We start from the raw sequence: 26,526 nt of genomic DNA, 5'->3' as shown, positions 1-26,526 counted from the left end.
ATTACTCTTAAGTGACTAACTATTATGACTACTCTTTACTAGACCTTTCCATTGAGGCAAAAATCCCCCGCATCATCTTAACTTCTTTTACATCTGGCCTAGCACGATTAAATAAACGCCTTAGCTTAGTCATCACTAAACCAGGATGGTTTTCTACTATAAAGCCGGTGGCTTTCAGTGCTTTTTCAAAGTGTTGATAAAAACGCTCAATTTCTTCACTTACCGGATAAAGTTCTTCACCTTCATTTTTGCTTTTAGCAAGCAATTTACCATTACCGGTACTGCGTTCTTGATAATTTTTATCATGAGCCAGTAAATAACTGGTACGCACTTCATAACTTAACGTTTGTACCGCCATGGCTAAATTCAACGAGCTATAATCTGGATTAGCAGGTATCTGTACATGAAAGTGACAAAGTTGTAATTCTTCATTGGTTAAACCACTACTTTCTCGACCAAAAACTAACGCTACTGGATATTCACCTGCTTCGGCAATCAACTTCTCACCACAGCCTCTTGGCTCGAGCATAGGCCAAGGTAGTGTCCGAGAGCGAGCACTGGTACCCACCACTAAACCACAATCTTCAATGGCTTCTTGCAAAGTACTCACTACTTTAGCATTTGCTAACACATCCGTTGCACCAGCAGCCATGGCTTGCGCTTGACCATTAGGCATTTCAATAGGATCAACTAAAATAAGCTGGCTTAAACCCATGGTTTTCATAGCGCGTGCTGCACTACCTATGTTTCGACAATCAGAGGTATTTACTAAAATAATTTTAACGCGATCTAATAGTGAACCTGGGGTGTTGCTTTGCTGAGAATCTTGTTGGGGATCTGACATCTTATACTCTACTGTTTATTTTACTGGGCTTGTAAACCCATCTAGATGGCCAGTATTCTACCATAGAAGATTACTGCTGTAGCTAACAAAAAGCACGCTTATTAAGCATCTTTATCTATGGCAATTTGATATTTAATAGTCTTTTTTTCTCTATTAAAAAACCAAGCCAATGAGTCGCTCATTTATTAAACGATTTATTTTATAAGATTATCGCTTAATGGTTTTTTTTTTGCTATAATTTGCGCGCTCGAATTTCAAGACAATGTTTGCTTGGAAATAAATTGTTCTTTTAAAAATTATTTACAAATAGGTACTCTATTATGCATCCCATGCTAAATATTGCCGTGCGCGCAGCGCGTACAGCAGGTAAAGTTATCGTTCGCTCTATGGAGCAACTTGATAAAGTTGAAATTGAATCAAAAGGAACGAATGATTTTGTCACCAGTGTTGATATTAGCGCTGAAGAGGCAATTATTGAGACTATTCGTAAATCATATCCAGATCACACCATTATCGGTGAAGAGTCTGGCGTGTTAAAAGGTAGTGATGACGATTACCAGTGGATTGTTGATCCACTAGACGGCACCACCAACTTCATAAAAGGTATTCCGCATTTTTGCGTTTCAATTGCCTTAAAAGTAAAAGGTAAACTAGACCAAGCGGTAGTATTTGATCCTATTCGTGGCGAGTTATTCACCGCTAGTCGTGGTAAAGGTGCACAATTAAACGGTTTCCGTATTCGAGTTAATAAAAATAAAGAGCTTTCAGGAACTGTCCTAGCCACGGGTTTCCCGTTCAAACACAAACAACATACTGCTGCTTACATGGCAATGTTCTCGGGCTTATTCCAAAAAAGCGCAGATATGCGCCGCACCGGCTCTCCTGCCCTTGATCTTGCTTATGTCGCAGCTGGCCGTTTTGATGGTTTCTTCGAGATAGGCTTAAAACCTTGGAATACTGCTGCTGGCGAACTATTAATAATTGAAGCTGGTGGTCTAGTAACTGACTTTACTGGCGGTCATAATCATGCAAAATCAGGTAATATTGTTGCCGCAAATACCCGCATATTAAAAGATGTGTTGAAAGAAATTCGTCCTCACCTAGGTGAGGCACTTAGCAAGTAATTTTTGTCTGAGTTTACTTAGTTAAAATAGCTAAGTAATAACACAATAATATTAAGCGCCACAGTAACCTTACTAAATAAGGTCACTGTGGCGCTTTTTTTGCTTTAGACTAACTATATAGTTTTTAGTACCTTTGTTAAGAGAGCTCATGGATAACATTAAGACCACAAAACAAGCCTTTATCGGCGGAGAAGTCGCCTTAGTTGGCGCGGGTCCTGGCGACCCAGATTTACTGACCATTCAAGCCTATCGTTTTATCAAACAAGCAGAAGTAGTTATCTATGATCGGCTAGTCAGTGCAGCTGTAATGGCACTATTACCTAGCGATTGTCAGCAAATATATGTTGGTAAAAAGCAAGCAGATCATAGGGTTCCGCAAGAAGGCATTAATCAACTTTTGGTTGATAATGCTCTATTAGGTAAAAGAGTAGTCCGCTTAAAAGGTGGCGATCCCTTTGTCTTTGGTCGTGGCTCTGAAGAAGCCCAGTTTTTATTAAGCCATGGTATCGCTTGTCATATTGTCCCTGGCATGACCGCAGCATCGGCTTGTACTAGTTATGCTGGTATCCCGTTAACTCATAGAAACATAGCTCGAAGTTGCACCTTTATCACAGGGCATGTGCAAGATAATGGTGCACTAGACTTACCTTGGCAGGCATTGAATGATAAAGAGCAAACGATTGTCTTTTATATGGGTATAAAAAGTTTACCGATAATTACCGCTCAACTGATAGCTGCGGGTCGTGATATAAATACCCCAGCAGCGTTAATTCGTAAAGGCACGCACCAAGATCAGCAGGTGATAAAGGGCACATTAGCTAATTTAAGCGAATTGGTAACCTTACATAAAATAACACCACCAAGCTTAATTGTGATTGGTGATGTTGTTGGACTATTTCCCAGTGAGCAGCTCACTAACTTAGGTTACTTAACACCTTAACTGCACTAACAATTCCGAGCAGTAAATAAAAAAGGCTTATGATGAATAGAATTACTATTGGTCATAAGCCTTTTTCTTGCTATTAAGATGTGCTAATAGAACTAGCTATTATTTGCTGCACGTCTTGGGGTACGTGGCTTAGGCCCAGTACCGTCGTATTCCGGCTTTTTACGTCTAGAGGAGTTGTTCGCAGGTTTTGCTTTATTGCCACTGGTATTGTGACCATTAGCATTACCACCTGAGCGTTGACCATCTTTATGTTCAACTCGACCTCTACCACGTGCTGAATGTTGACTTGGTTTAGACTTTGGCGGCCTACCTGTTCTTAAAGGTTTTATCGCACGTGATTCGCCCAGCTCATTGGCAGGTATAAACTTCTCAATAACTTTACGCTCAATATGCTGCTGAATAACATGTTCAATGCCCCACAATAAGTCTAACTCATCGGCACAAACTAATGACAATGCTTGGCCAGTATTACCGGCACGGGCTGTACGGCCAATACGATGCACATAATCCTCTGGCACATTCGGTAAATCAAAGTTAACCACTTGCGGTAATAAATCAATATCAATACCACGAGCAGCAATATCGGTTGCCACTAGTACCTTGACTGAGCCATCTTTAAAGGCAGCAAGTGCTTTAGTACGTGCTCCTTGGCTTTTATTACCATGGATAGCCGCTGCAGTTATGCCTTCTGCTTCGAGGTGCTTGGTTAGCTTATTAGCGCCATGTTTGGTTTTAGTGAAAACCAACACTTGTTGCCAGTTATTTTCTTGTATTAAATATGTAAGTACTGCTGGCTTACGTTTTTTATCAACGGCCATTAACCATTGGGTAACTTTGTCTGCGGTGCTATTTTCAGCATCTACCGAAATCTCTAATGGGTTATTAACCAGACCTTTAGCAAGCGCACGGATCTCAGGAGAGAAGGTTGCTGAAAAAAGTAAGTTTTGACGGTCCTTTGGTAGCACTGCGATAAGCTTTTTAATATCGCGAATAAAGCCCATATCTAACATGCGATCGGCTTCATCAAGAATAAACACTTCAAGTTGACTAAATTTTACCGCTCTTTGATTGTATAAATCGAGTAAACGTCCTGGCGTTGCCACCAGTACATCAACACCTTGGCGAAGGCGCATCATTTGCGGATTAATTTTCACGCCACCAAAAACGACCATTGAGTGTAAATGTAAATACTTACCATAGGTCTCTATACTTTCGTGGATTTGCGCCGCTAGTTCACGTGTTGGGGTAAGTATTAATGCTCTTACGTTGTTTGACGCAACCTTATTGCCTTTGTTACTAGAAAGGCGCTGTAATAACGGTAAAGTAAAACCTGCCGTTTTACCGGTGCCCGTTTGCGCTACTGCCATAATATCTCGTCCAGAAAGAACCGCTGGAATAGCTTGCGCTTGAATAGGAGATGGTGTTTCATAACCCTTATCACGTACTGCTTTTAGTAATGGCTCAGATAAACCTAAATCAGTAAATTTAGTTGTCGGGGTATCGCTCATAAGTAATCTCTTTAAAATATATTAGGGTCTATTGACCTTTTATGTTCAAATTTCGTTGGTATTAATTGCCTGTTGCTCAAGGCGCTATGAATGAAACATAGTTCTTCTATGTAAATTCGTCGCAAACACAGAGCAATAGGCATTTAAACTAAGCCAAAGGACAGCGTGTAGTAGCCATATCATGCGTTATCACCTATTAGTGTACAGGCTACATGGAGCTAGCTTATTAGACAACGTAGGAGCATATGGTCCTAAATAATGAGGATACATCTGCTCTGCCCGCTATAAAAAGCGAATAAGCGGCTGTAAAAATAATCAATAAAGTTCAACAGCCCTAAACAAATACTGACAGCGCTAATGAAAATGTTGGCAGCATGAAAGGGCGGCAGCATACAGTAAGGTTAATACCAAGTCTATTAAGTTATCTACCGACTCGGCTCGATTTACCAGAATCATTGCTAGGACTTGTTGAACTTTCAGGGTTAAATTAAAGTAATTTAAAGCGACTTGAACCGCGGCGCGAGTTTGGTAACATTGTCGTTTTATAGAAAAATAAAGCATGTGAAACAAAAAAGCCGAGTAACTTTCGTTACTCGGCTTTTTTTATGGCTCAATAACAATAATTGTTAAGGCATCATAGCGTCTTGATCTGCACCTTCTTTTTCAATCACTTCTTGAATTAAATCTTCTCGTGAAACCCCTAAAGCTAAGGCGACTAAACTAGCGACATAAATTGAAGAGTAAGTACCAACAAAAACACCAAACAATAATGCGGTGGCAAAACCGTGAATTAGCTCTCCACCTCTAAAGAATAAAGCCGCCAATACTATTAACGTGGTAAACGAAGTAATAATGGTACGACTCAAGGTTTGTGTTAAAGAGATATTAATCACGTCTTCCGGATCACTATTGCGTATTTTCCTAAAGTTTTCACGAATACGATCCGAAACCACAATAGTATCGTTCAGTGAATAACCAATAACCGCTAATATCGCCGCCAATACCGTAAGGTCAAACTCTAGTTGTAAAATAGAAAACAAACCCAGTGTTAATAATACATCGTGGAATAACGCCACCACTGAGCCAACAGCAAAGCGCCATTCAAAACGGAAGGCTACATACATGAGTATACAGATAAGCGCCGTTAACATGGCTAAACCGCCCTGCTCCGCTAACTCATCACCAACACTAGCACCAACAAATTCAATACGGCGCATATCGACAGTTTGCCCCGTAGCCTTTTGTAAAACGCTAAGTATTTCATTACCTAACATCTCAGCTTTAACATCACCACGTAAACCTAAGCGAATAACTACGTCACGACTGCTGCCGTAAAATTGTACTTTGGCATCTGCAAAACCATTCTCAGCCATTACTTGGCGTATTATCTTTAAATCAGCTGGTTGTTCAAAACCAACTTCAATAAGGGTGCCGCCAGTAAAGTCTAAACCAAAGTTTAACTTGTTTGTTGCTAACGAGAACACTGAAGCGATCATCATTAAGGCGCTAAATACTAGGGCTATCTTGCGATAGCTCATAAATTTGACAGTTTCTTTTAAGTGTAAAATTTGCATAATTTATCGTTCCTGTCTCTATATAGGTAATTTATCAAGGCGTTTACCGCCCCAAATAGCATTAACGACTGCGCGAGTACCAATAACAGAAGTAAACATTGAAGTGATAATACCGATAGACAAGGTGATGGCGAAACCTTTAACAGGTCCTGTGCCAATCGCATATAAAATTACTGCTGCGATTAAGGTGGTGACATTGGCATCGATAATAGTAGAAAATGCGGCATCATAACCTTGATGAATAGCTTGCTGAATGGTCTTACCTTCACGTATTTCTTCTCGAATCCGCTCAAAAATAAGTACGTTAGCATCCACCGCCATACCAACGGTTAAGACAATACCTGCCATACCGGGTAATGTTAACGTTGCACCTGGCATCAATGACATAATACCCACTATCAGGATTAAGTTTGCCCCTAAAGCAAGGTTAGCCACCACACCAAAGGCACGATAGTAAACCATCATAAAGATAAATACTAAGCCAAAACCCAGCATAATAGCTTCAAAGCCAAGTCGCACGTTTTCAGCGCCTAAGGTAGGACCAACAGTACGTTCTTCAACTATGGTAATTGGTGCAATCAAAGCACCCGCTCGTAATAATAACGCTAGGTTATGTGCTTCAGCAGGACTGCCTGAGCCAGTAATACGGAAGGATTTACCTAATCGAGATTGGATTGTAGCAATAGAGATTATTTCTTGTACTTTTTCAAAAATAATATTGCCTTCGGCGTCACGTTTACCCGTAGGTTTATACTCAATAAATACCGTCGCCATTGGTTTACCAATATTACTTTTAGTGCCATTGGACATTTTTGCACCACCAGCACTATCCAGTGAAATATTAACTTGTGGACGTGAGTACTCGTCAAAACCTGATTTAGCATCGGTAATATGATCACCCGTTAACATCACGCGTTTTTTCAATAAGCTCGGGCGACCGTCTCTATCTCTTAATAAAATAGAGTTTGCCGGTATACGACCTTTTAAGGCATTAGCTAAATCACCTTCGGTATCGACTAAGCGAAACTCGATAGTTGCTGTTGCATTAAGAATTTCTTTTGCTTTAGCGGTATCTTGTACACCCGGTAATTCAATAACAATATGCTTTTTACCTTGTCGCTGAACAAGCGGCTCGGCAACACCGAGTTCGTTAACACGGTTACGAATAATAGTAATGTTTTGTTGAATAGCGTATTCACGAATTTCTTTCAGCTTTTGCTCGGTCATTTTCGCGCTAAGCGTTAACTTATCATCATTCGTTTTTACCAGTAAATCACGGTAACGTTTTTTCAGTAGTGTCTCTGCGGCTTCTAGATCGGCAACTTTACGAAAGATAACAACGACGCCATTATTGGCTTCTTTTACGCTGCGATAGCGAATTTTTTCACTGCGTAAATCATCACGAAAATCACTCACCATAGCGCTTTTAGCTTTATTAATGGCTTCTTGCATGTTTACTTCCATCAAGAAGCTAACACCACCACTTAAATCTAAACCTAATTTCATTGGCGTACCGCCAATAGCTGCTAGCCAATCTGGTGTATTAGGCGTTAAATTTAAGGCAACTGAAAACTTATTACCTAATTTATCATCCAATATATCACGGGCTTTCAACTGATCTTCAGTATTTGTAAAGCGCGCTAATATTTGACCATTTTCTAAAACGACACTGTCAAAATCTAGGTTATTTTCGTCTAAATATGCCTTGATATTATCAAGTGTGCCGGCATCAGCTTCGACACCACGTAAACCTGACACTTGCACCGCAGGTGATTCACCATATAAGTTTGGTGTGGCATAGAGCGCACCTAAAGCGACAATAACTACCACCATCAGTGTTTTCCATAAAGGGTATTTATTTAACACAATGAGTCCTTTTTATTCGTTTATTTCTTTCACTATTTTTATCAAAAAATAATTATTGGGATATGTTCATAATTACTGTTAACTAAGTTAATTGGCTTTAATTCAAAGAAAATGCACGGAGTTGACGCACGTCAATGAGTACTTTTGATGCCGAACTAATGCCAATTAACAAGGGTAAAATGATTATAAATTTTTCATTGTGCCTTTTGGAAGTACTGCGTTGATAGCACTTTTTTGTAATGTCACTTCAGTACCTTCGCTAATGCTAACAACGACAAAGTCTTTTTCATCTGATACTTTAACGATTTTGCCAACAATACCACCTTGTGTTAACACTTCATCGCCTTTCGCTAATGAAGACATCAAACCTTTATGCTCTTTTACCCGTTTAGCTTGTGGACGGTAGATCATGAAAAAGAATACCAAACCAAAAACGGCTAGCATAATCATCATTTCCATACCACCGCCACTGGTTAATGCGGATGCGTCTGCGGCGTGTGCTGTACTGATAAATAAACTCATAAATTCCTCTTACTTCTTATTTTAATTCTTAATTGATTAGTGACTTTATATTTTTTTGCTCTTTCGCTCAATTGAGGCGTCAAAGGTACTCACTGACTAACGTCAGCTCCGTACGTTTTCCTTTCAATTGAAGCCAATAGCTGCAAAATACTAAGCCACTAGATTTATTAAACGTTGATAATTATTTACTACTTAAACTTGTTTTTTAGTTAAGGCTTAAAGCTAAACTTGCTTACTACCTGTCGCTAATGGTGGTACAGGTAAACCACGTAAAGCATAAAACTCTTCAACAAAGGCGTCTAATCTACCTTGCTCAATCGCATCACGCAAACCTTGCATTACTTTTTGATAAAAATGTAGGTTATGCAGGGTATTTAACTGCGAGCCTAAAATTTCTTTACACTTATCTAAGTGATGCAAGTAGGCACGTGAGTAGTTTTTACAGGTATAACAATCACAGGTATCATCAAGGGGGCCAGTATCTGTTTTATGAGCGGCATTACGAATCTTAATAACGCCCGTATTGACAAATAAATGACCATTGCGGGCATTACGTGTTGGCATAACACAGTCAAACATGTCAATACCACGACGAACACCTTCAACTAAGTCTTCTGGCTTGCCTACTCCCATCAGATATCGGGGCTTATTTTTAGGTATCAAGGGTGTAGTATGATCTAATATACGAATCATATCTTCTTTAGGTTCACCTACCGATAAACCGCCTATGGCATAACCATCAAAGTCAATGGCTTGTAAACCAGCAACAGATACTTCTCGTAAGTCTTCAAACATACCGCCTTGCACTATACCAAACAGTGCATTAGGACTATCGCCATGCGCATCTTTTGAACGTTGCGCCCAACGAAGTGATAACTCCATGGAGTCTTTTGATTCTTTGTGACTTGCTGGATATGGCGTGCACTCATCAAAGATCATGACAATATCAGAGTTTAAGCTACGCTGCACTTCTATTGAACGCTCAGGAGTCAGCATAATTTTTTCACCATTAACCGGCGAGCTAAAACGAACACCTTCTTCAGTGATTTTGCGGGTTTTTCCTAAACTAAAAACTTGGAAACCACCTGAATCCGTTAAGATTGGCTTATGCCAATTCATAAAACCATGTAAGCCACCATGTTGTTCAATAATGTCAGTACCTGGGCGCAACATCAAATGAAAGGTATTACCTAAAATTATATCAGCGCCGGTCGCGGCAACGTCCTCTGGCTTCATACCTTTAACCGTACCATAAGTCCCTACCGGCATAAATGCGGGCGTTTCCACTACACCACGATCAAAGGTTAATCGACCACGACGTGCTTTACCATCGGTGGTAATTAACTCATAGGTCATTTTATTTTTTACAGTTTTAGTCATAAAGTTTTCTCTCTCACCTACTAGCTGAACAGGCTGGCGGTGCTTGCTTTTAAAATAATATTTTTGCTTAACTAACGATTACTTAGCTCTTGCTTTGCTCTTTTTCGTTAACTCTTGTTTGGTCAAGAACATCGCATCGCCATAACTAAAAAAACGGTATTCTTTATCTATAGCATGTTGATAAGCTGGCATTATATGCTCATAACCAGAAAAGGCACTGACCAGCATCAATAAAGTTGACTCTGATAAATGAAAGTTGGTTACTAAAGCATCTATAAGTTGGAATTGATAACCTGGAGTTATAAAAATATCAGTATCGCCATAAAAAGCGCTTAGGGCTTCACCTTTATCTTGTGCAGCTTTAGCGGCACTTTCGAGGGAGCGTACCGAGGTGGTACCAACAGCGACAACTCTACCGCCAGCCGCTTTAGTTTTTGTTATTTGCGCAACCACTTCATCTGACACTTCCACATATTCAGCGTGCATAATATGATCGGCAATCTCGTCCACCTTAACCGGTTGAAAAGTACCTGCGCCGACATGCAAGGTAATAAATGCCAGCTCAACACCCTTGGCTTTAATTTTATCTAATAAGGCATTATCGAAATGTAAACCAGCCGTTGGTGCTGCCACCGCCCCTGGTTTTTCATTATATACCGTTTGGTAACGTTCTTTATCACTGTCTTCATCGGGGCGGTCAATATAGGGCGGCAGTGGCATATGACCTATGTCATCTAAAATAGCTAACACCGATTGCTCACCGGTAAATTTTAGCTCGAAAAGAGCACCATGACGGGCCACCATGGTGGCTTTCACTTTACCTTGCCCCTCGCCATTACCTAAGTAAATTTCACTGCCAACTTTAGGTGATTTACTGGCGCGAATGTGAGCAAGCGCGGTATTGTCATCGATAATACGCTCAACCAAGACCTCAATTTTACCACCACTGGCTTTTTGACCGAACATTCGAGCAGGGATCACTCGAGTGTTATTAAAAACCAGCAAATCACCTGGATTTAATTGCGCAACAATATCGGTAAAAACGCCATCAGTTATCACACCAGTATTACCATTTAAGGACATTAAACGGCTAGCACTGCGCTCGGCTTTTGGATAACGAGCAATAAGGGCTTGGGGTAATTTGAAAGAAAAGTCTGAAACACGCATGATATTGGCTATTTTTCGGCTTAAAAAAGGCGTAATTTTAGAGCTGCGTGCCCTTGATAGCAAGTTAATTCGTATTTTTAGCTCTTTAGCGTAAACCTTAACAGCAAAGCACAGTCAGCAAAGTTATCTTTAATGACATTATTGCCCGTGATAGCCACTATTTATGAAAATAATCTCAACACTAAGGGTTTTAGTGTATGTTGGTAAATCAGCCAATATTGACTTAACACATACTTAAAACTGACTAAAGAGCTAATTGCCCTATGAGAGATGAACTCGCTTTTACTATAGCCAACACCATCATTAACGGCTTTGAACGCCATATTGCTCTTTTCATTGAAATTACTCAATCAGCCAGAGAGCGGTTTCAACAATGCCAATGGCATGATGTACATCGTTCGGCCAGAGCGAGGACCAACTTTTATGATGAACGGGTAAAGGAAACCTTCAATTGTATTAAGGCAGATTTAAAAATTAGCTCTCTTGATAACACTTTATGGCAACAGGTTAAAGTCGTCTACTCTGATTTATTAACTGAACATAACCAGCCAGAGCTAGCGGAAACCTTCTATAATTCAGTATTTTGTCACTTATTTGAGCGTAAGTATTATCACAATAATTATATTTTTGTCGAAAGTACTGCGCACCGACTTGATGATAAAGCCATTCCTGAAATTTACACCTCTTATCAACCACAAACTCTTGGCTTAAAACAAACAATTTGTGACATTATGAATAGTCACCGAACGGTGATTCCCTTTGATAACCTCGACCGTGATGTCGACATACTTATTAATGCCTTTCGCCGCCATGCCCATAAAACTCGCGTTAAATTAGCCGACTTACAGTTTGATATACTTAACTTTACTTTTTACCGTAATAAAGGTGCTTACTTAATTGGTCGAGTATTGTCCCCCGCTGGAGAAACGCCCTTTATTGTCGCGGTACTTAACAACGAGAAAGGCGGCTTATATTTAGATGCTTTACTGACCACCAGCAAAAGTATGGCGGTAGTTTTTGGTTTTGCCCGTGCTTACTTTTTTGTCGATTGCCTACACCCCTATGCTCTGGTTAATTTCTTACAAGGGCTTATGCCCCATAAAACCAAAGCAGATTTATATTCCGCTATCGGTTTTCATAAACATGGCAAGACCCAGTTTTATCGAGATTTCCTCAATCACCTCGATAGCAGTGACGATCAATTTGAATTAGCCGCCGGCATAAAGGGCATGGTGATGTCGGTATTTACCCTACCCTCTTATCCTTACGTCTTTAAAATTATCAAAGATAAATTTTCTCCCAGTAAAAACATAACTAAAAATGATGTAAAGGGTAAATATCGCTTAGTTAAACTGCACGATAGAGTGGGTCGCATGGCTGATACCATGGAATATTCAGAAGTCGCCTTTCCCAAAGCACGTTTTAACGATGAACTGTTAGCTGAATTACAAAAAGTCGCATCGTCTATTATTCGTTATGAAGGCGAAGGAAAAGAAGCACTAATTATTATTGAACATCTTTATATAGAGCGCCGCATGGTGCCACTTAATATATATCTAATGGATGCGTTGAAAAATAAAGCCCAGGAAAAAATCAATCAAGCCATGTTTGGTTATGGTCAGGCCATTAAGCAGCTGATCTCAGCTGATATATTTCCAGGAGACATGTTACTGAAAAACTTTGGCGTAACTCGCCATGGCCGAGTGATCTTTTATGATTATGATGAAATAACGTATATGAATGAAGTCAACTTTCGGGTAAAACCTAAAGCCATTACCGAAGAACAACTCTACGCAGCAGAGCCATGGTACAGTGTTTTACCTGGGGATATGTTCCCAGAAGAGCTTGCCACTTTTGCACTGGCTAACCCGAGTTATTTAACCGCCTTTAAGATACATCATCAAGATTTATTAACGCCGGCTTATTGGCAGCAGTGTCAGCAAGATGTTGCCAATGGTATTTATAAAGATGTCTTCCCTTATCCCGATAAATACCGATTTTGTCACCAAAACTTATCACTTAATAAATAAGCGTTAACTTAGCACAAAGTAAAAAGGTAGATGAACTGGCTACTTTACTGCCAGTTTGTTGATAAATCAGGCAAACAATCGCTATTTAATAAAAAAGTTAGCATTTGTGCTTTACCTTTTAGCACGCATCAGTATAATTCGAATCCGTTGCAGGGGTGTAGTTCCAATTGGTAGAACAGCGGTCTCCAAAACCGATGGTTGGGAGTTCGAGTCTCTCCACCCCTGCCATTTTATCTTCTGTTTGAGCTAAATAGTTCCCGTCTATGCCCGAATAAAATAGCTAATAATTTATCGAGTTATTAGCAATAAAATATCTGATAAACAGCAAAGAAACCACTACTAAAGACATTCGCTCAAGCATTAATATATCTGCTTTTCGTTAGCGAGAAATTCTGTCATTATATTCAACCTTAAATCTAACCGCTAATGAGCCATCACAGATGAGCATTAATCAAGATCAATTTGAGCAACTAACTGAAATGGGTATTAGCCTATGGCAGAGCCGCTCGCGTGATAATAAGAATGATACCGCTCAGACTCATGTACAAAACTATCTTGATATTGATTTAAAAGATTTAGCTAAGCAGCAATTATTTAATGATATTTTGCTAGCTGCGGGGCTGAGTATCGGTGAAATCAAACATCAAGATGACCACTTAGATTTAGGACTCTTTAACTGGTATTTCACCTCGGAATCATTACCCGATGAAATGCACTGGTTTGAGCAGCAGTTAATCACCCCTGCTATCGCTGAAATTTCAAAGTCGCCTACGCTTAAAAAGCAACTGTGGCAAATACTAGGTAGACAAACACAATGAGTCATTCCTCAAAGCTAAACAGCAATAATTTTACTGAAATAAAGCCCGCCGATGTCGATAAGTTAATGTTGATAGAGCTTGCTTGCCACTCACATCCGTGGAGCGAAAAAACCTTTTTAAGCTGTATCGGTGGCCGTTACTTTGGTGAAAAACTTAGTCCTGTAATACCGGGAGAAGAAAAATCGCCACAAGTTGCAACGGCCATTGGTTTTTATATCGGTGAATATGTTATTGGCGAAGCCACGCTTATGGATATTTGTGTCATGCCAAGTGAGCAAGGTAAAGGCTATGGTAAAGTCTTACTTAAGCAATTTTTAGCGCAAGCAAAAAAACTCGGTGCAACAAAAATATTCTTAGAAGTACGGGCAAAAAACATCGCGGCACAAATGCTCTATATGAATGCCGGTTTTATCGAAATTAACCGCCGCACCGGTTACTACCCTAGCAGTTCAGGCTTTGGTTATGAAGATGCTATCGTGATGTCACTCACTTGCTAATGTATAGTTCTTGATCGAACAAGTAACCGCTCTAGGGTTAAATAACAACTTAGCCAAAACATTAACAAAATACCACATTTCAATACGTAAACTAGCTAGTTAATCCCGCTCTTTTAGCTAAGATAGCTAACAACTTTCTTAGCTACCTTGCCTAACTCTTAATAGGGAGAGCAACATGTTTACTAAAATAAATCCTGCCACAGATAGCCAGTTATCAAATGAAGATGTTGCCAACCTTATGGTAAATGAGGCATTAAATAACATTAGCAAATTAACCGGACTGAACCAAGAGCAGGCCTTTGCATTATTACTGAGCCAGGTGAGCCGACAGACTGAGCAGGTGAGCCGACAGACTGAGCAAGTTAGCCTTGAAAGCACCTCAAAAGTACACTCTCCGTTATTAGAAGTGGATGAAACTCAATTCATTGCAAGTCTATTTAATTAATGCGGTGTAAGTAACCTGAACTCTGGATAAGCAGCACTTGCTCAATATTCCCCTTTATCCGATTCTCAGCGTTAACACGTCGATAAATAACCCGTTATTCATAAACGTGTTGCCTTGATAATCGAATAAATTGAAACATTGATAGTGTATATTACTACTTAATCTTGTATATTTTGTTCTTAACAACCGTAAGTCGTTGTTTTTACTTAACCATCAAGCACTCATTATCCAGAGTTCAGGTTAAGTATATCAAGTACAAATACGGTTAAATTTCAAATCCTTTTTTGCCAACTATTATTGTCTGCAATATTCAAGATGTTAATCCCGATGGGGTAATCTTAGCTACTCTGACTTTAGCTATATCCCCCAGAAAGTGCCCGTATACCTTTAAGCCCAAAATCAGCTAGATCAAAGCTAGAAACTAAGCGTTAAACGAGCTAATAGCTCAACACCTGCTGAGCTATTAGCTAGCTTCTGCCCCACCACGCTACCACTGCCACAATCAATATAAAAAGTTAGTGCTAATAACTATGCTTTTTTCAGATCAGCTCTATTTTAATGATACAATGCGTGCAATTTTCTTATCATTATGAAAAGCCCTGTACTAAACCAAGTGCTAAAGGTGCTTCTCTACTATTTACTTAACAGGTAATTTGCATGTCTGTACAGCAACAGCAAGTCGACTTACGTCGCACCTTTGCTATCATTTCTCACCCCGATGCGGGTAAAACCACCATCACCGAAAAGGTACTTTTGTTTGGTCAAGCCTTGCAAAGAGCCGGCACGGTAAAAGGTAAAAAATCAGGTCAACACGCAAAATCTGACTGGATGGAAATGGAAAAAGAGCGTGGTATCTCAATTACTACCTCGGTAATGCAATTTCCTTACAAAGACTGTTTAGTAAACTTACTTGATACCCCAGGTCATGAAGATTTTTCAGAAGATACCTACCGTACATTGACCGCCGTTGATTCTTGTTTAATGGTCATTGATGTGGCCAAAGGTGTTGAAGCACGTACCGTGAAATTAATGGAAGTTACTCGTCTGCGCGATACTCCTATCATTACTTTTATGAACAAAATGGATCGTGATGTCCGTGATCCTATTGAAGTCATGGATGAAGTTGAAGAAGTTTTAAAAATAAAATGTGCCCCGATAACTTGGCCAATAGGTATGGGTAAAGAATTCAAAGGTGTTTATCACTTATTAACCGATGAAATATTTTTATATCAATCAGGTCTAGGCCACATGATTCAAGAAAAGCGCGTCATTAAAGGCCTTGATAATCCGGCGCTTGATGAAGCTATTGGTCCGTTTGCTGAAGATTTTCGTGAAGAAATGGAGTTAGTCCTTGGCGCCTCCCATGCATTTGATTTAGAGGAGTTTCTCAAGGGTGAGTTAACACCGGTATTTTTCGGCACCGCACTCGGTAACTTTGGTGTGGATCACATGCTTGATGGTCTGATTAAATGGGCACCTAAGCCCTTACCTCGCAAAACAGATTTACGCACGGTAGCCCCGGAAGAAGAAAAATTCTCTGGTTTTATTTTTAAAATACAAGCCAATATGGATCCCAAACATAGAGACCGTATTGCTTTCATGCGTATTTGCTCAGGTAAGTATGAAAAAGGCATGAAAATGAAACAAGTGCGTATTAATAAAGATGTCAAAATTGCCGATGCGGTAACCTTTATGGCCGGTGATCGTTCACACATTGATGAAGCTTATGCCGGCGATATTATCGGTTTACACAACCATGGCAGTATCCAAATTGGTGATACTTTTACCACGGGTGAAATGATGAAATTTGGCGGTATTCCTAACTTTGCCCCGGAAATGTTCCGCCGTATTCGTCTGCGTGACCCACTTAAAGCCAAGCAGCTACAAAAAGGCTTGATACAGTTATCTGAAGAAGGTGCGGTACAAGTATTTAGACCTTTTATTAACAATGACATGATTGTTGGCGCGGTTGGGGTCTTACAGTTTGAGGTGGTTGTGCACCGATTGAAGACCGAATACAAGGTTGATGCTATATACGAACCAATTAATGTTGCTACCGCACGCTGGTGTACTTGTGATGATGAGCGTATTTTAGAGCAATTTAAAAAGAAAGCCGGTGATAACCTAGCCTATGATGGTGGTAATAACTTAACCTATATCGCACCAACTATGGTTAATTTGTCCTTAGCGCAAGAGCGTCATCCCGATATACAATTCCATTCGACCCGTGAACACTAGTTTGGCTTCCTAGTTTGTCATTTTACGGCGTTGCTTAATCATTTTTATGCAGTCACTTAGTGTACTAAGCTCCTTTATAAAAATGACCAAGCGCCTGGTAAAATAAGCAAACCACTTTGCCAAATATAATAAGTATAATATTATTTTTGATGCTTGCTAAAATGCAACTCACCACCATAAATTAAAGTAAACTCTGTGTTAAGGCTGCTTTGCAGCTTCAAATTTATTGCAAAGTTACTGAAGGTAATAAAAGCGATTTTCACAAGCATGGATGCTTGTGTTAAGCCCCATGGACGGGTTTACGCGTATCGCTTGCTTACTTCAGTTACTCGGAAACGCTGCAGAGCCAAACAGCAAAGAGAATGAGATAACGAAATGAATATTAAGAATATATTAAGTGAAAAAGTTAGTGCTGCTATGGTTGCTGCGGGATTACCTGAAGGCACTAACCCGGCGGTTAGCTTATCTAACCGTCCAAATTTTGGTGACTATCAAGCCAATGGTGTGATGGGCGCAGCAAAAAAACTAAAAACTAATCCGCGCGAATTAGCCACTAAGGTTGTTGCGCACCTTACCTCAAGTAAGAACCTAGACGGTATCGCTAGCAAAATTGAATTAGCCGGCCCAGGCTTTATCAATATTCACCTCGATGAAAAATGGTTAGCAACACAACTAAATATGGTTGCTCAAGATACTCACCTCGGCGTAAGACAACGTGGTGTTAATGTCGATGATAAACAGCAAACTGTCGTGGTAGATTACAGCGCACCAAACCTTGCCAAAGAAATGCACGTGGGTCACTTGCGCTCAACCATTATTGGTGATGCGGTAGTACGCGCCCTAGAATTTCGTGGTGACAAGGTTATTCGTCAAAATCACATGGGTGATTGGGGTACACAATTTGGTATGTTAATCGCGCACTTAAGCGATAAACTTGCCAGCGAGGAAGTGGCTGAAACGGCCCTTAGCGATTTAGAAAACTTTTACCGTGAAGCAAAAGTTCGCTTTGACAACGAAGAAGGTTTTGCCGATAGAGCGCGTGCTGATGTCGTTAAACTACAAAGTGGCGATGCGCATTGTGCCAAATTATGGCAACAATTTATTGATATCTCCATTGCTCACAGTGAAGAAATCTACGCTAAGTTAAATGTTTCATTACAGCGCTCAGACATTATGGGCGAAAGTGCTTATAACGACGATTTATCAAGGGTAGTTGATGAACTCATGGCGAAAGAAATTGCCGAAGAGAGTCAAGGCGCTAAAGTCGTATTCATTGATGAAATGGCCAGTAAAGATGGCGAGCCGTCGGTATTTATCGTACAAAAATCCGGTGGTGGTTTCTTATATGCCACTACCGATTTATCTGCATGTCGCTACCGTAGTGACAAGCTAGCGGCTGATCGCATCATTATTTTCACTGATGCTCGCCAAGCATTGCACTTTAAACAAGTGGAAATTGTTGCTCGTAAAGCTGGCTTCTTACCTGAAAATGTCAGTTATCAGCATTGTCCGTTTGGTATGATGATGGGCGATGATGGCAAGCCATTTAAAACCCGCACTGGCGGTACTATCAAGTTAGCTGAATTACTTGATGAAGCAGTGCTTCGTGCTAGTGATTTAATCAAGGAGAAAAATCCAGAAATTAGCGATGCTGATTTAGCTGAAATCTCTAACAAAGTAGGAATTGGCGCGGTTAAGTTTGCCGATTTATCGAAAAACCGTACCAGTGATTATATTTTCAACTGGAAAACCATGTTGAGCTTTGAAGGGGCTACCGCGCCTTATTTACAATATGCTTACTCACGTATTCAAAGCATATTCTCTAAACCAGAGGCTAAAGAAGCTCAAATAGTCACTGCCTTACTTGGTAATACGGTTATCAATATCATTGAGCCGCAAGAAAAAGCCTTAGCATTAAAGTTATTGCAACTTGAAGATGTCATTGATGCCGTTATTAGTGAATGTACACCTAACTTGTTATGTAACTACCTTTACGAATTAGCCAGTCTTTACATGAGTTTTTATGAAGCCTGCCCTATCCTTAAAGAAGGTATTAGCGACGAAGTTAAAGTGTCACGTTTAGCCTTATGTAAAGTTATTGCAGATACCTTAAAACAAGGGTTAGATATATTAGGCATCGAAGTGATGGATCGCATGTAGCAGTTCTAATGCTGTGGCAATAAAGTATTGCTGAGTAAATAAGTGAGACGCATTAACCCATCCTTGGGGCTCGACATAAGCATCCATGCTTATGAAGCACACTTATTCACACTCAGCAGCCCTTTATAATACTGTTGCCACACAGCCGTTGAATCCGCTACAAACTAAAGTACGAGTAGATAAGCAACAATTAAGGAGGCAATGATGCAGTTTACCGATAGTCATTGTCACCTTGACGACTCTGTTTTTAGTGAGCAACTGCCCGCTTTATTAGCGCAATGCGCTACATTGGCTATTAAGCGCATTATCGTGCCCGCCATTGCCCCCGATAACTTTGATAAAGTACTTAACCTAGCTCAATACCACCATAATAAGCCCATTAAAATTTACCCGTGTTTAGGTATTCATCCGTGGTTTTTACTAGGGTTAAACGATACTCATCTTGAACTGTTAAGTGAAAAAGTAACCCAGGCGAAAAATGATATTATTGCCATTGGTGAAATTGGTCTTGATGGCGCTATTATTAAACGCAGTGATGATCCCGCAGCCGAATTAGCAAAACAGCAACATTTTTTTGATTTTCAACTTAATCTCGCCAAACAGCAAAACTTACCGGTAATTGTTCATCACCGACAATCGCACGATAAAATAATGCCTTTTTTAAAACGCTACCAGCTAAACCGAGCCGGTATCATTCATGGTTTTACTGGCAGTTACCAACAAGCTAAGGGCTACCTAGATTTGGGCTTTAAACTTGGTGTTGGTAGTACCATCACCTATTCTCGGGCGAAAAAAACCATCAATACCCTCAAACGCCTGCCCTTAGACTGTTTAGTATTAGAAACCGATGCGCCATCTATGCCCTTAAGCTCTGAGGTAATGGCTGCTGATGTGACGGGTAAAGAAATACTGACGAATAGCGAACTAGCTAGACAAGAAAAACATAGGGTTTCTGCACATTCGCCAGCTAACGCCCCGGCAAACTCCCCAGTCAATTTAAGCAAGATTTTTGCCGTGTTAAGCACAATACGTGTAGAGAGTGCTGAAGAAATTGCCAGTCAACTGGAAGTTAATATTGAACGGATTTTCTTTGACTAGCGCCCTTAGTTGAAGTCTTTATTAAAACCTTTTTTTAAGGTCTGAGCTTAAGCTAGTAATTATTAACGCTTAACCGATCATTCTTTTGATACCGCGCTTTTAGATTTTGACCTGCTAGCAGACAAACGATAACCGCGTCTGCTAAAGCGGTTTAAGCCACGAGTCAGCAGAAAACCGACCACACCTGCCACTAACAGCATTAATCGCTGTAATGACTGCTGCTCTTTATCCGCTTTTGCTAATATCGCAGTTAAATAAATTGGCTCGATAGTAAAACGTAGATAGCCATGCAGCTTATCACTGGCAAAATCGCTATGACGAACTTCTGCAACAATAGGCGTTAACTTAGCGCTTAGGTTACTTTGCTGGGGTGAAATGCCATATAGATCGTTAATACTTTTGGCTTTAGGGCGAGCAAGGTCATTAGCCTGCTTATCGTTTTCCAACGATGTGCTAAAGACGAATAGCCGGCCAGTGGCATCATATAAGTGTATTTGATTAACAAAATTAACCTGTACCAAACCATCAAGGTAGCGTTGTAATAAGGCTTTTTGTTGGTGTTTATCTTTATGCTCTTGCTCAAGTATCACAGTGACGCCAACAATGGCTTGTTGTAATTGCTGCTTAGCTATAAAGTTAAAATGCTTAGTTAAATTATTACTATTTTTGACCCCGCTAGCTTGTAAGATACTGATCAGCACTATGATAAGCAAAATAGCACTAGCTAATTGCAGAATTTTATTATAAATCGACGATAATTTAGGGTATAAAGGCTGTTCGGCTTGCTTCATAAAAACACAGGTGACTATTTTAGCGCATTAATAGTCTCACTATAGTTAGATTATTAACTGATGTGAAGTTTAATATTTATAACATATACCAATACCCTAGAGAGTTAACGTGTCTTTTATCGCCAATGTTTTACCCCTGTCCCTTGCACAGTATTTAGCCCACAAGCTAGCAGATAAGCAATTACCCATTGCCTTTGACTTATCCGAGCAAGCACTTAACCTTGATAAACACCCGCTAGGCACAAGCTCAGCGCAAGATAAGATCGAGTTGGTGGTATTTCAACAACTGACTCTGGCGCAACTTTTAGCAATACAAAGCCAAGTGAAGCTTAAAATCATCGCCTTAACCACCATCAATCACCGTAATAATCAAACCAGCTGTCGTTTTCAAGTACGTTGCGCCGACTTTATCAAAGCACGTAAAGCGCTGGCTGACTTTACCTTAGCCAATAAAATTGAGGCAGCCTTATTAAGCCAAGTACCTAGCTTAAGTGAACCGGGTCTACTCGTCATGGATATGGACTCAACCACCATAGCAATAGAATGCATTGATGAAATAGCCAAACTAGCCGGTGTCGGTGAAGAAGTAGCAGCAGTAACTGAGCGCGCTATGTTAGGTGAATTGGACTTTGCACAAAGTTTACATCAACGAGTGGCGACATTAGCTGGCGCTCCGATAAGCATATTAAGTGATGTCGCCAAAGACCTGCCATTAATGGCAGGATTAAAGCCTTTGATTACCGAGCTTAAAAAGCACAACTGGCGTATAGCGATTGCTTCCGGTGGCTTTACTTATTTTGCTGACCACCTAAAAGAAACCTTGAATTTAGATGCAGCGTTTGCCAATACGTTAGAAATTATAGATGGCAAACTCACCGGTAAGGTATTAGGTGATGTGGTGGATGCACAAGTTAAAGCCGACTCTCTGGCTATATTGAGCAAAGAATATAACATTCCAAAAAGCCAAACAGTTGCCATGGGCGACGGCGCTAATGACTTAGTGATGATGGCAGCAGCCAGTTTTGGTGTTGCCTTTCATGCCAAACCGATTGTCTTAGCACAAGCTGACAGTAGCATTAACGTACAAGGTTTAGACTGCTTATTACATTGGTTAGCCTAACGAGTTAAGCCGATAAGCAAAAAGCCCCAGCACTGATTGCTATCAATGCTGGGGCTTTTTCATATGGTCAATACAAGCGAGTTAGAACTTCTCAGTGAATGAATACCTTAGCAGTGTTTCTTGGGTGACATCAATCAATTGCACTAGCCCGGCGACACTATATATCTCTTGTTCAAGTTGTTTACTGCGATGTATGGCATAAGCGCTAATATAAGCTAACTCTGGGTTTAAATATTCCATATGGGCTTCATCACTACGCGACAGATTTAATTGCAAGGCAAAAAACGCCCCTTTTTTTAACGATTGCTTAATAAAGAAATTTCGTAGTTGCGGGGTATTTAAGTCACTGTCCTGTTTTATAATGACCGATTTTTCAATATCGCTAACCGTGGTATTGATGGCAACATAGATAAGTTCACACACAGCGACATCGCTTGCCAATAACTTTTTCATATGTTGATCAAGTAAATTACTGAGCTGAATATTGCCCAGTAATGGATATAAATTATAATAGCCATGACGATCGCTTAATTGTAACATCGCTGATAATAAGTTTTTATGGCTTTGATAGGCATACTCCCCTGCCACTAGGGTTTCCATCTTATAACGACTGCCACTTGATTGCACTATAGCGGTCGGTATTGCCATATTCACCGCATATAGGGTTCTTAATGCGCCAGATAAACCTGGAGTTAACATGGCATATTCATCAGGCGTTAACTTATTTTTATTTTTATCAATTAATAATTTAAAAAACGAACGACCAATATGTTGATGTTCTTTAATCGACACCCGTAAATTTACCACGGATTTATCTTTGCTGATCCTCATGACCTTATAGGGTAATTTTTTAAGGTCAAATGCTGAGGTGATTTTTTGCAATTTAGGAAAAGTTAAATAAACGATATCACCTTTAGCAAGTACCGCAGGGTTTTCTATGTCAACTTTCAGTCCAGAAACCGAAAAATCTGCCGATTGTCCCGACCACTTTGCCCCTTCACATTCAATGATAACTGGGGTCTTATATTTAAAACGCACTTCTTGACGTTGATGACCATAAGCTAGCGCTATTTCATCAATTCGGCAGCTTTGTTTAGTACCCTGTTTATGACCAAAACTTTTCAGACGTCCAAGATCAACACCTTCAAAACCCAACGCTTGATAATCAGTGACAGCATTTGTGTTAGTGACATCGGTTACCGTGACCAGATAAGGTAATTCGGCAAGAATAGCATTGACTTCATTGGTTAGCGGCGGATTTAAATAACTTTGCTGCTTGGTCATCGCGCTAGACAAGGTAAACGGTGAATAAGCCTGTGCAGGATTCAACGCGTGGGACCTTAACGCTGTGATGACAAAAGTACTTTTACCGGCAGCAAAAGCTAAAAACTGCTGAAAAAATTTATCATCGTCCTTAAGCTGCTCTTCATCGACAGTGTAGAAGTACTTACGCCCCTTATGTTGATGAGTAAAGCTAAAAACTAATAAGCTTTTACCGGCTGGCAAGGTAACTAAACGCTGTAATCGTTCCGCATTAATAAGGTAGTGCAAGGTAGAGTGTTTTTTATCGTCTAGCCAATATTGATATAATTTCTGATTATTTCTAGTCGTTAGCGCATAGCGAGGGCTAGTATTGGCCACTGAATCTGCACCAGTGCCATGCATAAAAACAACTAATTCATTCAATTTGACTAAAGTGTACTGTTCAAGGCTTCTCGCTTGTAATGCCACTAAGCTATTATCTAAATTTATTTTATAGCGGCGTTTATTGCCTTGGATATAACCGGCTAAAAATCGCTCGAAGCTATCATTGTCAGGGATAGCTATGCGCTGACAGCCAATAAGCTGAGTGCCCGAGTCACGTAAGACATTTTTAACGTCAAAAGAAAACAAGCTATCTTTATTAAATTGAAATTCTTGCTCTAAGCCAGTAAAGGCTATGGTTAACTGATCACCTTTAAATAGCGTCACTTCATTAATAAGTTTAAATTTGATACCGGTTACACTGAGATCAATACTGGTTGTTATCAGCTGCTGCTTATTCGATAAAGTTAAGGTGATCGATATAGCAAAGTTCATCCGCTCTTCCACCCGATCAGGGTAGTTTGCAAAAAGCTGTAATTTGGCTGGATATTGCAGTTTATCTATTGAAGATTTTTTATTATTCTCAATGCTATTAGGGGTAACTTGTTCATTTTTATAAAGGTTACGAAAACTATTTTTGGCATCTTTTACCACCTCATAAACACCAAAAGTATAACCGCCATAAATCGCAACATTTTCATTGAACGTGGCGATAGCAATATTATCCAAAAAGTGACTTTGTCCTTGAAAGTCAAATAACTGGCACTCGCCGTCAACCAAACCTCGTAAATCGATGGCTCGAGTACAAAGACCAGCTAAGCGTTTCAATTCCATTTTCAACAAAAACTTTTCTGTTTTAGTGAGGTGCTTGGTTACAGCACTAAAATTAGTTTCAAAATTATTACTGCTCACTTCACCACGAAAATTGTTAATGATTTTATGATGTTTGCTGAAATCTTTATTCATAATTTTATTATTAACTTCTCTTTACTCGCTGTTTTAATTGCAATCTATCACCTGTATGGCAGGTTAACATTTTTTATTGCACTTTTTAGCTTAGACAAAAAAATCAAAATCATTATAATCTAACCGACTTTATCAAAATAAACCAAGCAATTTCTGTGCCTATCAATAAGGCGAGTTAAGCAAGGTCCTTTTTCATCCTATGGTGTTTTCCTTGATAACGCTATAGTTAGTCCAATTAACATAATACATCTGCGATGACAGATCCTTATGACAATCACTTTATCGTTTAAAAGGTAGGAATAATCTCGATGGCAAAAGCAGCAAAAATCGAACTTGTATGCTCAGATTGCGGCATGAACTTCACTCGCTGGCAAGGACAGTGCCGTTGCGGTGCCTGGAATACCTTGGTAGAAATGAGAATTCCTAAATCGACCAGTAAAACTGCGGTCACCCGTAGCGCAAAAACGGCAGGTTATGCGGGTTTAATTGGTGGTGGCTCTAAGAAAATTAACGAGATAGCCGCCTCCGATGCAGAAAAGATACCAACGGGCATAGGAGAGCTTGATCGTGTTTTATGCGGTGGTGTCACTCGCGGTTCGGTAAATCTGATTTCTGGTGATCCTGGTGCTGGTAAAACCACCTTGCTCTCAGAGCTGGTCGCTAACATGTCAAAAACGTCCGCCTCGCTCTATTGTACGGCGGAAGAGTCCCTGTCTCAGTTTAAGAACCGTGTCGACCGATTAAAACTAGATTACAACGAAGATAACTTGTATCTATTGGCTGAAACCAGTGTTGAGTCAATCATTGAAGAGTTAGATAACCACAACATTAAGTTTGCCGTTATTGACTCTATTCAAGCCGTTGTGACTGAAAATGCTAATGGCAGCCCTGGCTCACCCTCACAAGTAAAAAGCAGCGCGCAAGCACTAACCCAGTACTGTAAGCAAAATAACGTCACCATGTTTATTATCGCCCATGTCAATAAAAACAATGAGATTGCTGGTCCACAAACCTTAGTACATATAGTTGATGCACTGTTGCATATCGACACCAATGACGGACAAATACGTACCCTAAGAGCAAATAAAAACCGCTTTGGCGATATCGACACAGTCGGGATTTTCAGAATGTGTGAGCGCGGTATGCTCAGTGTGGATAATCCCAGTGAAATATTTTTATCCGGTTCGAGTACTGAATCGCCTGGTTCAACCATTACCTGTATTCGCAAAGGTAACCGAAACCTATTGTTAGAAATTCAATGTTTAACCACGGAAACCGAGGCTGAATTCCCGCAGCGGGTTTGTGTGGGCTTGAACATGAACCGAATTAAAATGTTAACGGGAATTTTACGTAAACATACCAAGACCAAGATATTTCACGATACCTTTTTCAATATTGTTGGTGGCTTAAGAATAGACGAGTCTGAAACCTGTATTGATCTCGCCTTGGTCAGTGCACTATTAAGTAGCCTTAACGATTTTATTATCCCTAGAAATACCTGCATTATGGGCGAATTAAGTTTAAACGGTGATGTTAGGCCGATAGACAGTGGTGTACCTCGCGTTAAAGAAGCGGCACAGCATGGTTTCACCGAAATAGTCATTCCTTATCGCAATTATCATAAGTCAATGGAAGGCTTAGGTGCCAATATCCACCCGGTAAAAACCATTCATGAGCTCATTAAATTAATAACATAGCAGCTAACAAAGCTAGTCTTAATCTTGGCCTTTTTTATTACTGCGCTAGTTTAACAAAGCCACGTTTGCTAAAGTGCCGAGCAAACGAGTACTGAAAGAAGTGTTGGCAAGGAAGTCTTACAGCAATCGGACTAATTAATCCGTTTAC

General features: G+C 40.0%; 20 protein-coding genes and 1 tRNA gene. 12 read left to right on the top strand and 9 right to left on the bottom strand.

The features are described 5' to 3' along the window. Positions 1–28 precede the first annotated feature (28 nt). Positions 29–844 (bottom strand): tRNA (cytosine(32)/uridine(32)-2'-O)-methyltransferase TrmJ, encoded by an 816-nt coding sequence (gene trmJ / locus CMT41_RS04500; RefSeq protein WP_058026474.1) that lies wholly within the window; start codon positions 842–844, stop codon positions 29–31. A gap of 320 nt (positions 845–1,164) precedes the next feature. On the opposite strand from trmJ, the gene suhB reads away from it, so the two are divergent. Further along, a complete protein-coding gene (gene suhB / locus CMT41_RS04495; RefSeq protein ID WP_057179990.1) occupies positions 1,165–1,968 on the top strand; it encodes an inositol-1-monophosphatase in 804 nt (267 codons plus the stop codon). A gap of 148 nt (positions 1,969–2,116) precedes the next feature. Then, positions 2,117–2,908 carry a uroporphyrinogen-III C-methyltransferase gene (gene cobA, locus CMT41_RS04490; RefSeq protein WP_058026473.1) on the top strand — a complete coding sequence of 264 codons (792 nt, stop codon included), beginning with the start codon at positions 2,117–2,119 and terminating at the stop codon, positions 2,906–2,908. A gap of 101 nt (positions 2,909–3,009) precedes the next feature. On the opposite strand, the gene CMT41_RS04485 is transcribed toward cobA, so the two are convergent. The 6 genes from CMT41_RS04485 to queA all read right to left on the bottom strand — a co-directional run bounded on the left by CMT41_RS04485 (position 3,010) and on the right by queA (position 10,934). Further along, a complete protein-coding gene (locus tag CMT41_RS04485; protein WP_083494210.1) occupies positions 3,010–4,425 on the bottom strand; it encodes a DEAD/DEAH box helicase in 1,416 nt (471 codons plus the stop codon). Positions 4,426–5,051: 626 nt separating this feature from the next. After that, positions 5,052–5,999, bottom strand: a complete 948-nt coding sequence (gene secF / locus CMT41_RS04475; protein WP_058026470.1) for a protein translocase subunit SecF — start codon at positions 5,997–5,999, stop codon at positions 5,052–5,054. Positions 6,000–6,017: 18 nt separating this feature from the next. Continuing rightward, positions 6,018–7,865 carry a protein translocase subunit SecD gene (gene secD / locus CMT41_RS04470; protein ID WP_057179985.1) on the bottom strand — a complete coding sequence of 616 codons (1,848 nt, stop codon included), beginning with the start codon at positions 7,863–7,865 and terminating at the stop codon, positions 6,018–6,020. A gap of 183 nt (positions 7,866–8,048) precedes the next feature. Next, positions 8,049–8,387, bottom strand: coding sequence for a preprotein translocase subunit YajC (gene yajC / locus CMT41_RS04465; RefSeq protein ID WP_057179984.1), 339 nt, complete (start codon positions 8,385–8,387; stop codon positions 8,049–8,051). 222 nt (positions 8,388–8,609) lie between these two features. Then, positions 8,610–9,743 (bottom strand): tRNA guanosine(34) transglycosylase Tgt, encoded by a 1,134-nt coding sequence (tgt, locus tag CMT41_RS04460; protein ID WP_057180337.1) that lies wholly within the window; start codon positions 9,741–9,743, stop codon positions 8,610–8,612. Between the two features lie 102 nt (positions 9,744–9,845). Continuing rightward, positions 9,846–10,934 carry a tRNA preQ1(34) S-adenosylmethionine ribosyltransferase-isomerase QueA gene (gene queA / locus CMT41_RS04455; RefSeq protein ID WP_057179983.1) on the bottom strand — a complete coding sequence of 363 codons (1,089 nt, stop codon included), beginning with the start codon at positions 10,932–10,934 and terminating at the stop codon, positions 9,846–9,848. A gap of 263 nt (positions 10,935–11,197) precedes the next feature. Between queA and aceK the strand changes: the two genes are divergently transcribed. From aceK to CMT41_RS04415, 8 genes are all read left to right on the top strand, one after another. Next, a complete protein-coding gene (gene aceK, locus CMT41_RS04450; protein ID WP_057179982.1) occupies positions 11,198–12,964 on the top strand; it encodes a bifunctional isocitrate dehydrogenase kinase/phosphatase in 1,767 nt (588 codons plus the stop codon). 151 nt (positions 12,965–13,115) lie between these two features. After that, positions 13,116–13,192, top strand: a tRNA-Trp gene (locus CMT41_RS04445). Positions 13,193–13,404: 212 nt separating this feature from the next. Further along, positions 13,405–13,782 (top strand): DNA polymerase III subunit psi, encoded by a 378-nt coding sequence (locus tag CMT41_RS04440; RefSeq protein ID WP_057179981.1) that lies wholly within the window; start codon positions 13,405–13,407, stop codon positions 13,780–13,782. Next, positions 13,779–14,279 (top strand): ribosomal protein S18-alanine N-acetyltransferase, encoded by a 501-nt coding sequence (gene rimI, locus CMT41_RS04435; RefSeq protein ID WP_058026469.1) that lies wholly within the window; start codon positions 13,779–13,781, stop codon positions 14,277–14,279. Before CMT41_RS04440 ends, rimI begins: the two co-directional genes overlap by 4 nt. Positions 14,280–14,454: 175 nt before the next feature. Further along, positions 14,455–14,724: a hypothetical protein gene (locus CMT41_RS04430; protein ID WP_058026468.1), complete on the top strand. Its 270-nt coding sequence runs from the start codon at positions 14,455–14,457 to the stop codon at positions 14,722–14,724. Positions 14,725–15,381: 657 nt separating this feature from the next. After that, positions 15,382–16,962 carry a peptide chain release factor 3 gene (gene prfC, locus CMT41_RS04425; RefSeq protein ID WP_058026467.1) on the top strand — a complete coding sequence of 527 codons (1,581 nt, stop codon included), beginning with the start codon at positions 15,382–15,384 and terminating at the stop codon, positions 16,960–16,962. 375 nt (positions 16,963–17,337) lie between these two features. Continuing rightward, a complete protein-coding gene (gene argS, locus CMT41_RS04420; RefSeq protein ID WP_058026466.1) occupies positions 17,338–19,122 on the top strand; it encodes an arginine--tRNA ligase in 1,785 nt (594 codons plus the stop codon). Between the two features lie 201 nt (positions 19,123–19,323). Next, positions 19,324–20,220, top strand: coding sequence for a TatD family hydrolase (locus tag CMT41_RS04415; protein ID WP_232300015.1), 897 nt, complete (start codon positions 19,324–19,326; stop codon positions 20,218–20,220). A gap of 77 nt (positions 20,221–20,297) precedes the next feature. Here CMT41_RS04415 and CMT41_RS04410 read toward each other — a convergent pair whose 3' ends face one another. Beyond that, complete coding sequence (locus CMT41_RS04410) at positions 20,298–21,011, bottom strand: hypothetical protein (RefSeq protein WP_058026464.1); 714 nt, start codon at positions 21,009–21,011, stop codon at positions 20,298–20,300. A gap of 109 nt (positions 21,012–21,120) precedes the next feature. Between CMT41_RS04410 and serB the strand changes: the two genes are divergently transcribed. Then, positions 21,121–22,131, top strand: a complete 1,011-nt coding sequence (serB, locus tag CMT41_RS04405; RefSeq protein WP_057179975.1) for a phosphoserine phosphatase SerB — start codon at positions 21,121–21,123, stop codon at positions 22,129–22,131. An 81-nt stretch (positions 22,132–22,212) separates the two neighbouring features. Here serB and CMT41_RS04400 read toward each other — a convergent pair whose 3' ends face one another. Continuing rightward, on the bottom strand, positions 22,213–24,681 hold the full coding sequence (locus CMT41_RS04400; protein WP_058026463.1) for a PilZ domain-containing protein: 2,469 nt from the start codon (positions 24,679–24,681) through the stop codon (positions 22,213–22,215). Positions 24,682–24,989: 308 nt separating this feature from the next. Here CMT41_RS04400 and radA point away from each other — a divergent pair, with 308 nt between their 5' ends. Beyond that, positions 24,990–26,378 (top strand): DNA repair protein RadA, encoded by a 1,389-nt coding sequence (radA, locus tag CMT41_RS04395; protein ID WP_058026462.1) that lies wholly within the window; start codon positions 24,990–24,992, stop codon positions 26,376–26,378. The last annotated feature ends 148 nt before the right edge of the window (positions 26,379–26,526 follow it).

Source organism: Colwellia sp. MT41 (assembly GCF_001444365.1).
Taxonomy (GTDB): Bacteria; Pseudomonadota; Gammaproteobacteria; order Enterobacterales; family Alteromonadaceae; genus Colwellia; species Colwellia marinimaniae.
The sequence above is the reverse complement of the archived record's forward strand: the minus strand, read 5'-3'. Positions and strand labels throughout refer to the sequence as shown.

Bases quoted from the DNA above. Each gene is read 5' to 3' on its own strand.
- CMT41_RS04485 (WP_083494210.1), bottom strand. From the start codon at position 4,425: ATGAGCGATACCCCGACAACTAAATTTACTGATTTAGGTTTATCTGAG.
- CMT41_RS04415 (WP_232300015.1), top strand. From the start codon at position 19,324: ATGATGCAGTTTACCGATAGTCATTGTCACCTTGACGACTCTGTTTTT.
- cobA (WP_058026473.1), top strand. From the start codon at position 2,117: ATGGATAACATTAAGACCACAAAACAAGCCTTTATCGGCGGAGAAGTC.
- suhB (WP_057179990.1), top strand. From the start codon at position 1,165: ATGCATCCCATGCTAAATATTGCCGTGCGCGCAGCGCGTACAGCAGGT.
- CMT41_RS04400 (WP_058026463.1), bottom strand. From the start codon at position 24,681: ATGAATAAAGATTTCAGCAAACATCATAAAATCATTAACAATTTTCGT.
- radA (WP_058026462.1), top strand. From the start codon at position 24,990: ATGGCAAAAGCAGCAAAAATCGAACTTGTATGCTCAGATTGCGGCATG.
- prfC (WP_058026467.1), top strand. From the start codon at position 15,382: ATGTCTGTACAGCAACAGCAAGTCGACTTACGTCGCACCTTTGCTATC.
- CMT41_RS04440 (WP_057179981.1), top strand. From the start codon at position 13,405: ATGAGCATTAATCAAGATCAATTTGAGCAACTAACTGAAATGGGTATT.
- secF (WP_058026470.1), bottom strand. From the start codon at position 5,999: ATGCAAATTTTACACTTAAAAGAAACTGTCAAATTTATGAGCTATCGC.
- CMT41_RS04410 (WP_058026464.1), bottom strand. From the start codon at position 21,011: ATGAAGCAAGCCGAACAGCCTTTATACCCTAAATTATCGTCGATTTAT.
- queA (WP_057179983.1), bottom strand. From the start codon at position 10,934: ATGCGTGTTTCAGACTTTTCTTTCAAATTACCCCAAGCCCTTATTGCT.
- tgt (WP_057180337.1), bottom strand. From the start codon at position 9,743: ATGACCTATGAGTTAATTACCACCGATGGTAAAGCACGTCGTGGTCGA.
- trmJ (WP_058026474.1), bottom strand. From the start codon at position 844: ATGTCAGATCCCCAACAAGATTCTCAGCAAAGCAACACCCCAGGTTCA.
- aceK (WP_057179982.1), top strand. From the start codon at position 11,198: ATGAGAGATGAACTCGCTTTTACTATAGCCAACACCATCATTAACGGC.
- argS (WP_058026466.1), top strand. From the start codon at position 17,338: ATGAATATTAAGAATATATTAAGTGAAAAAGTTAGTGCTGCTATGGTT.
- yajC (WP_057179984.1), bottom strand. From the start codon at position 8,387: ATGAGTTTATTTATCAGTACAGCACACGCCGCAGACGCATCCGCATTA.
- rimI (WP_058026469.1), top strand. From the start codon at position 13,779: ATGAGTCATTCCTCAAAGCTAAACAGCAATAATTTTACTGAAATAAAG.
- CMT41_RS04430 (WP_058026468.1), top strand. From the start codon at position 14,455: ATGTTTACTAAAATAAATCCTGCCACAGATAGCCAGTTATCAAATGAA.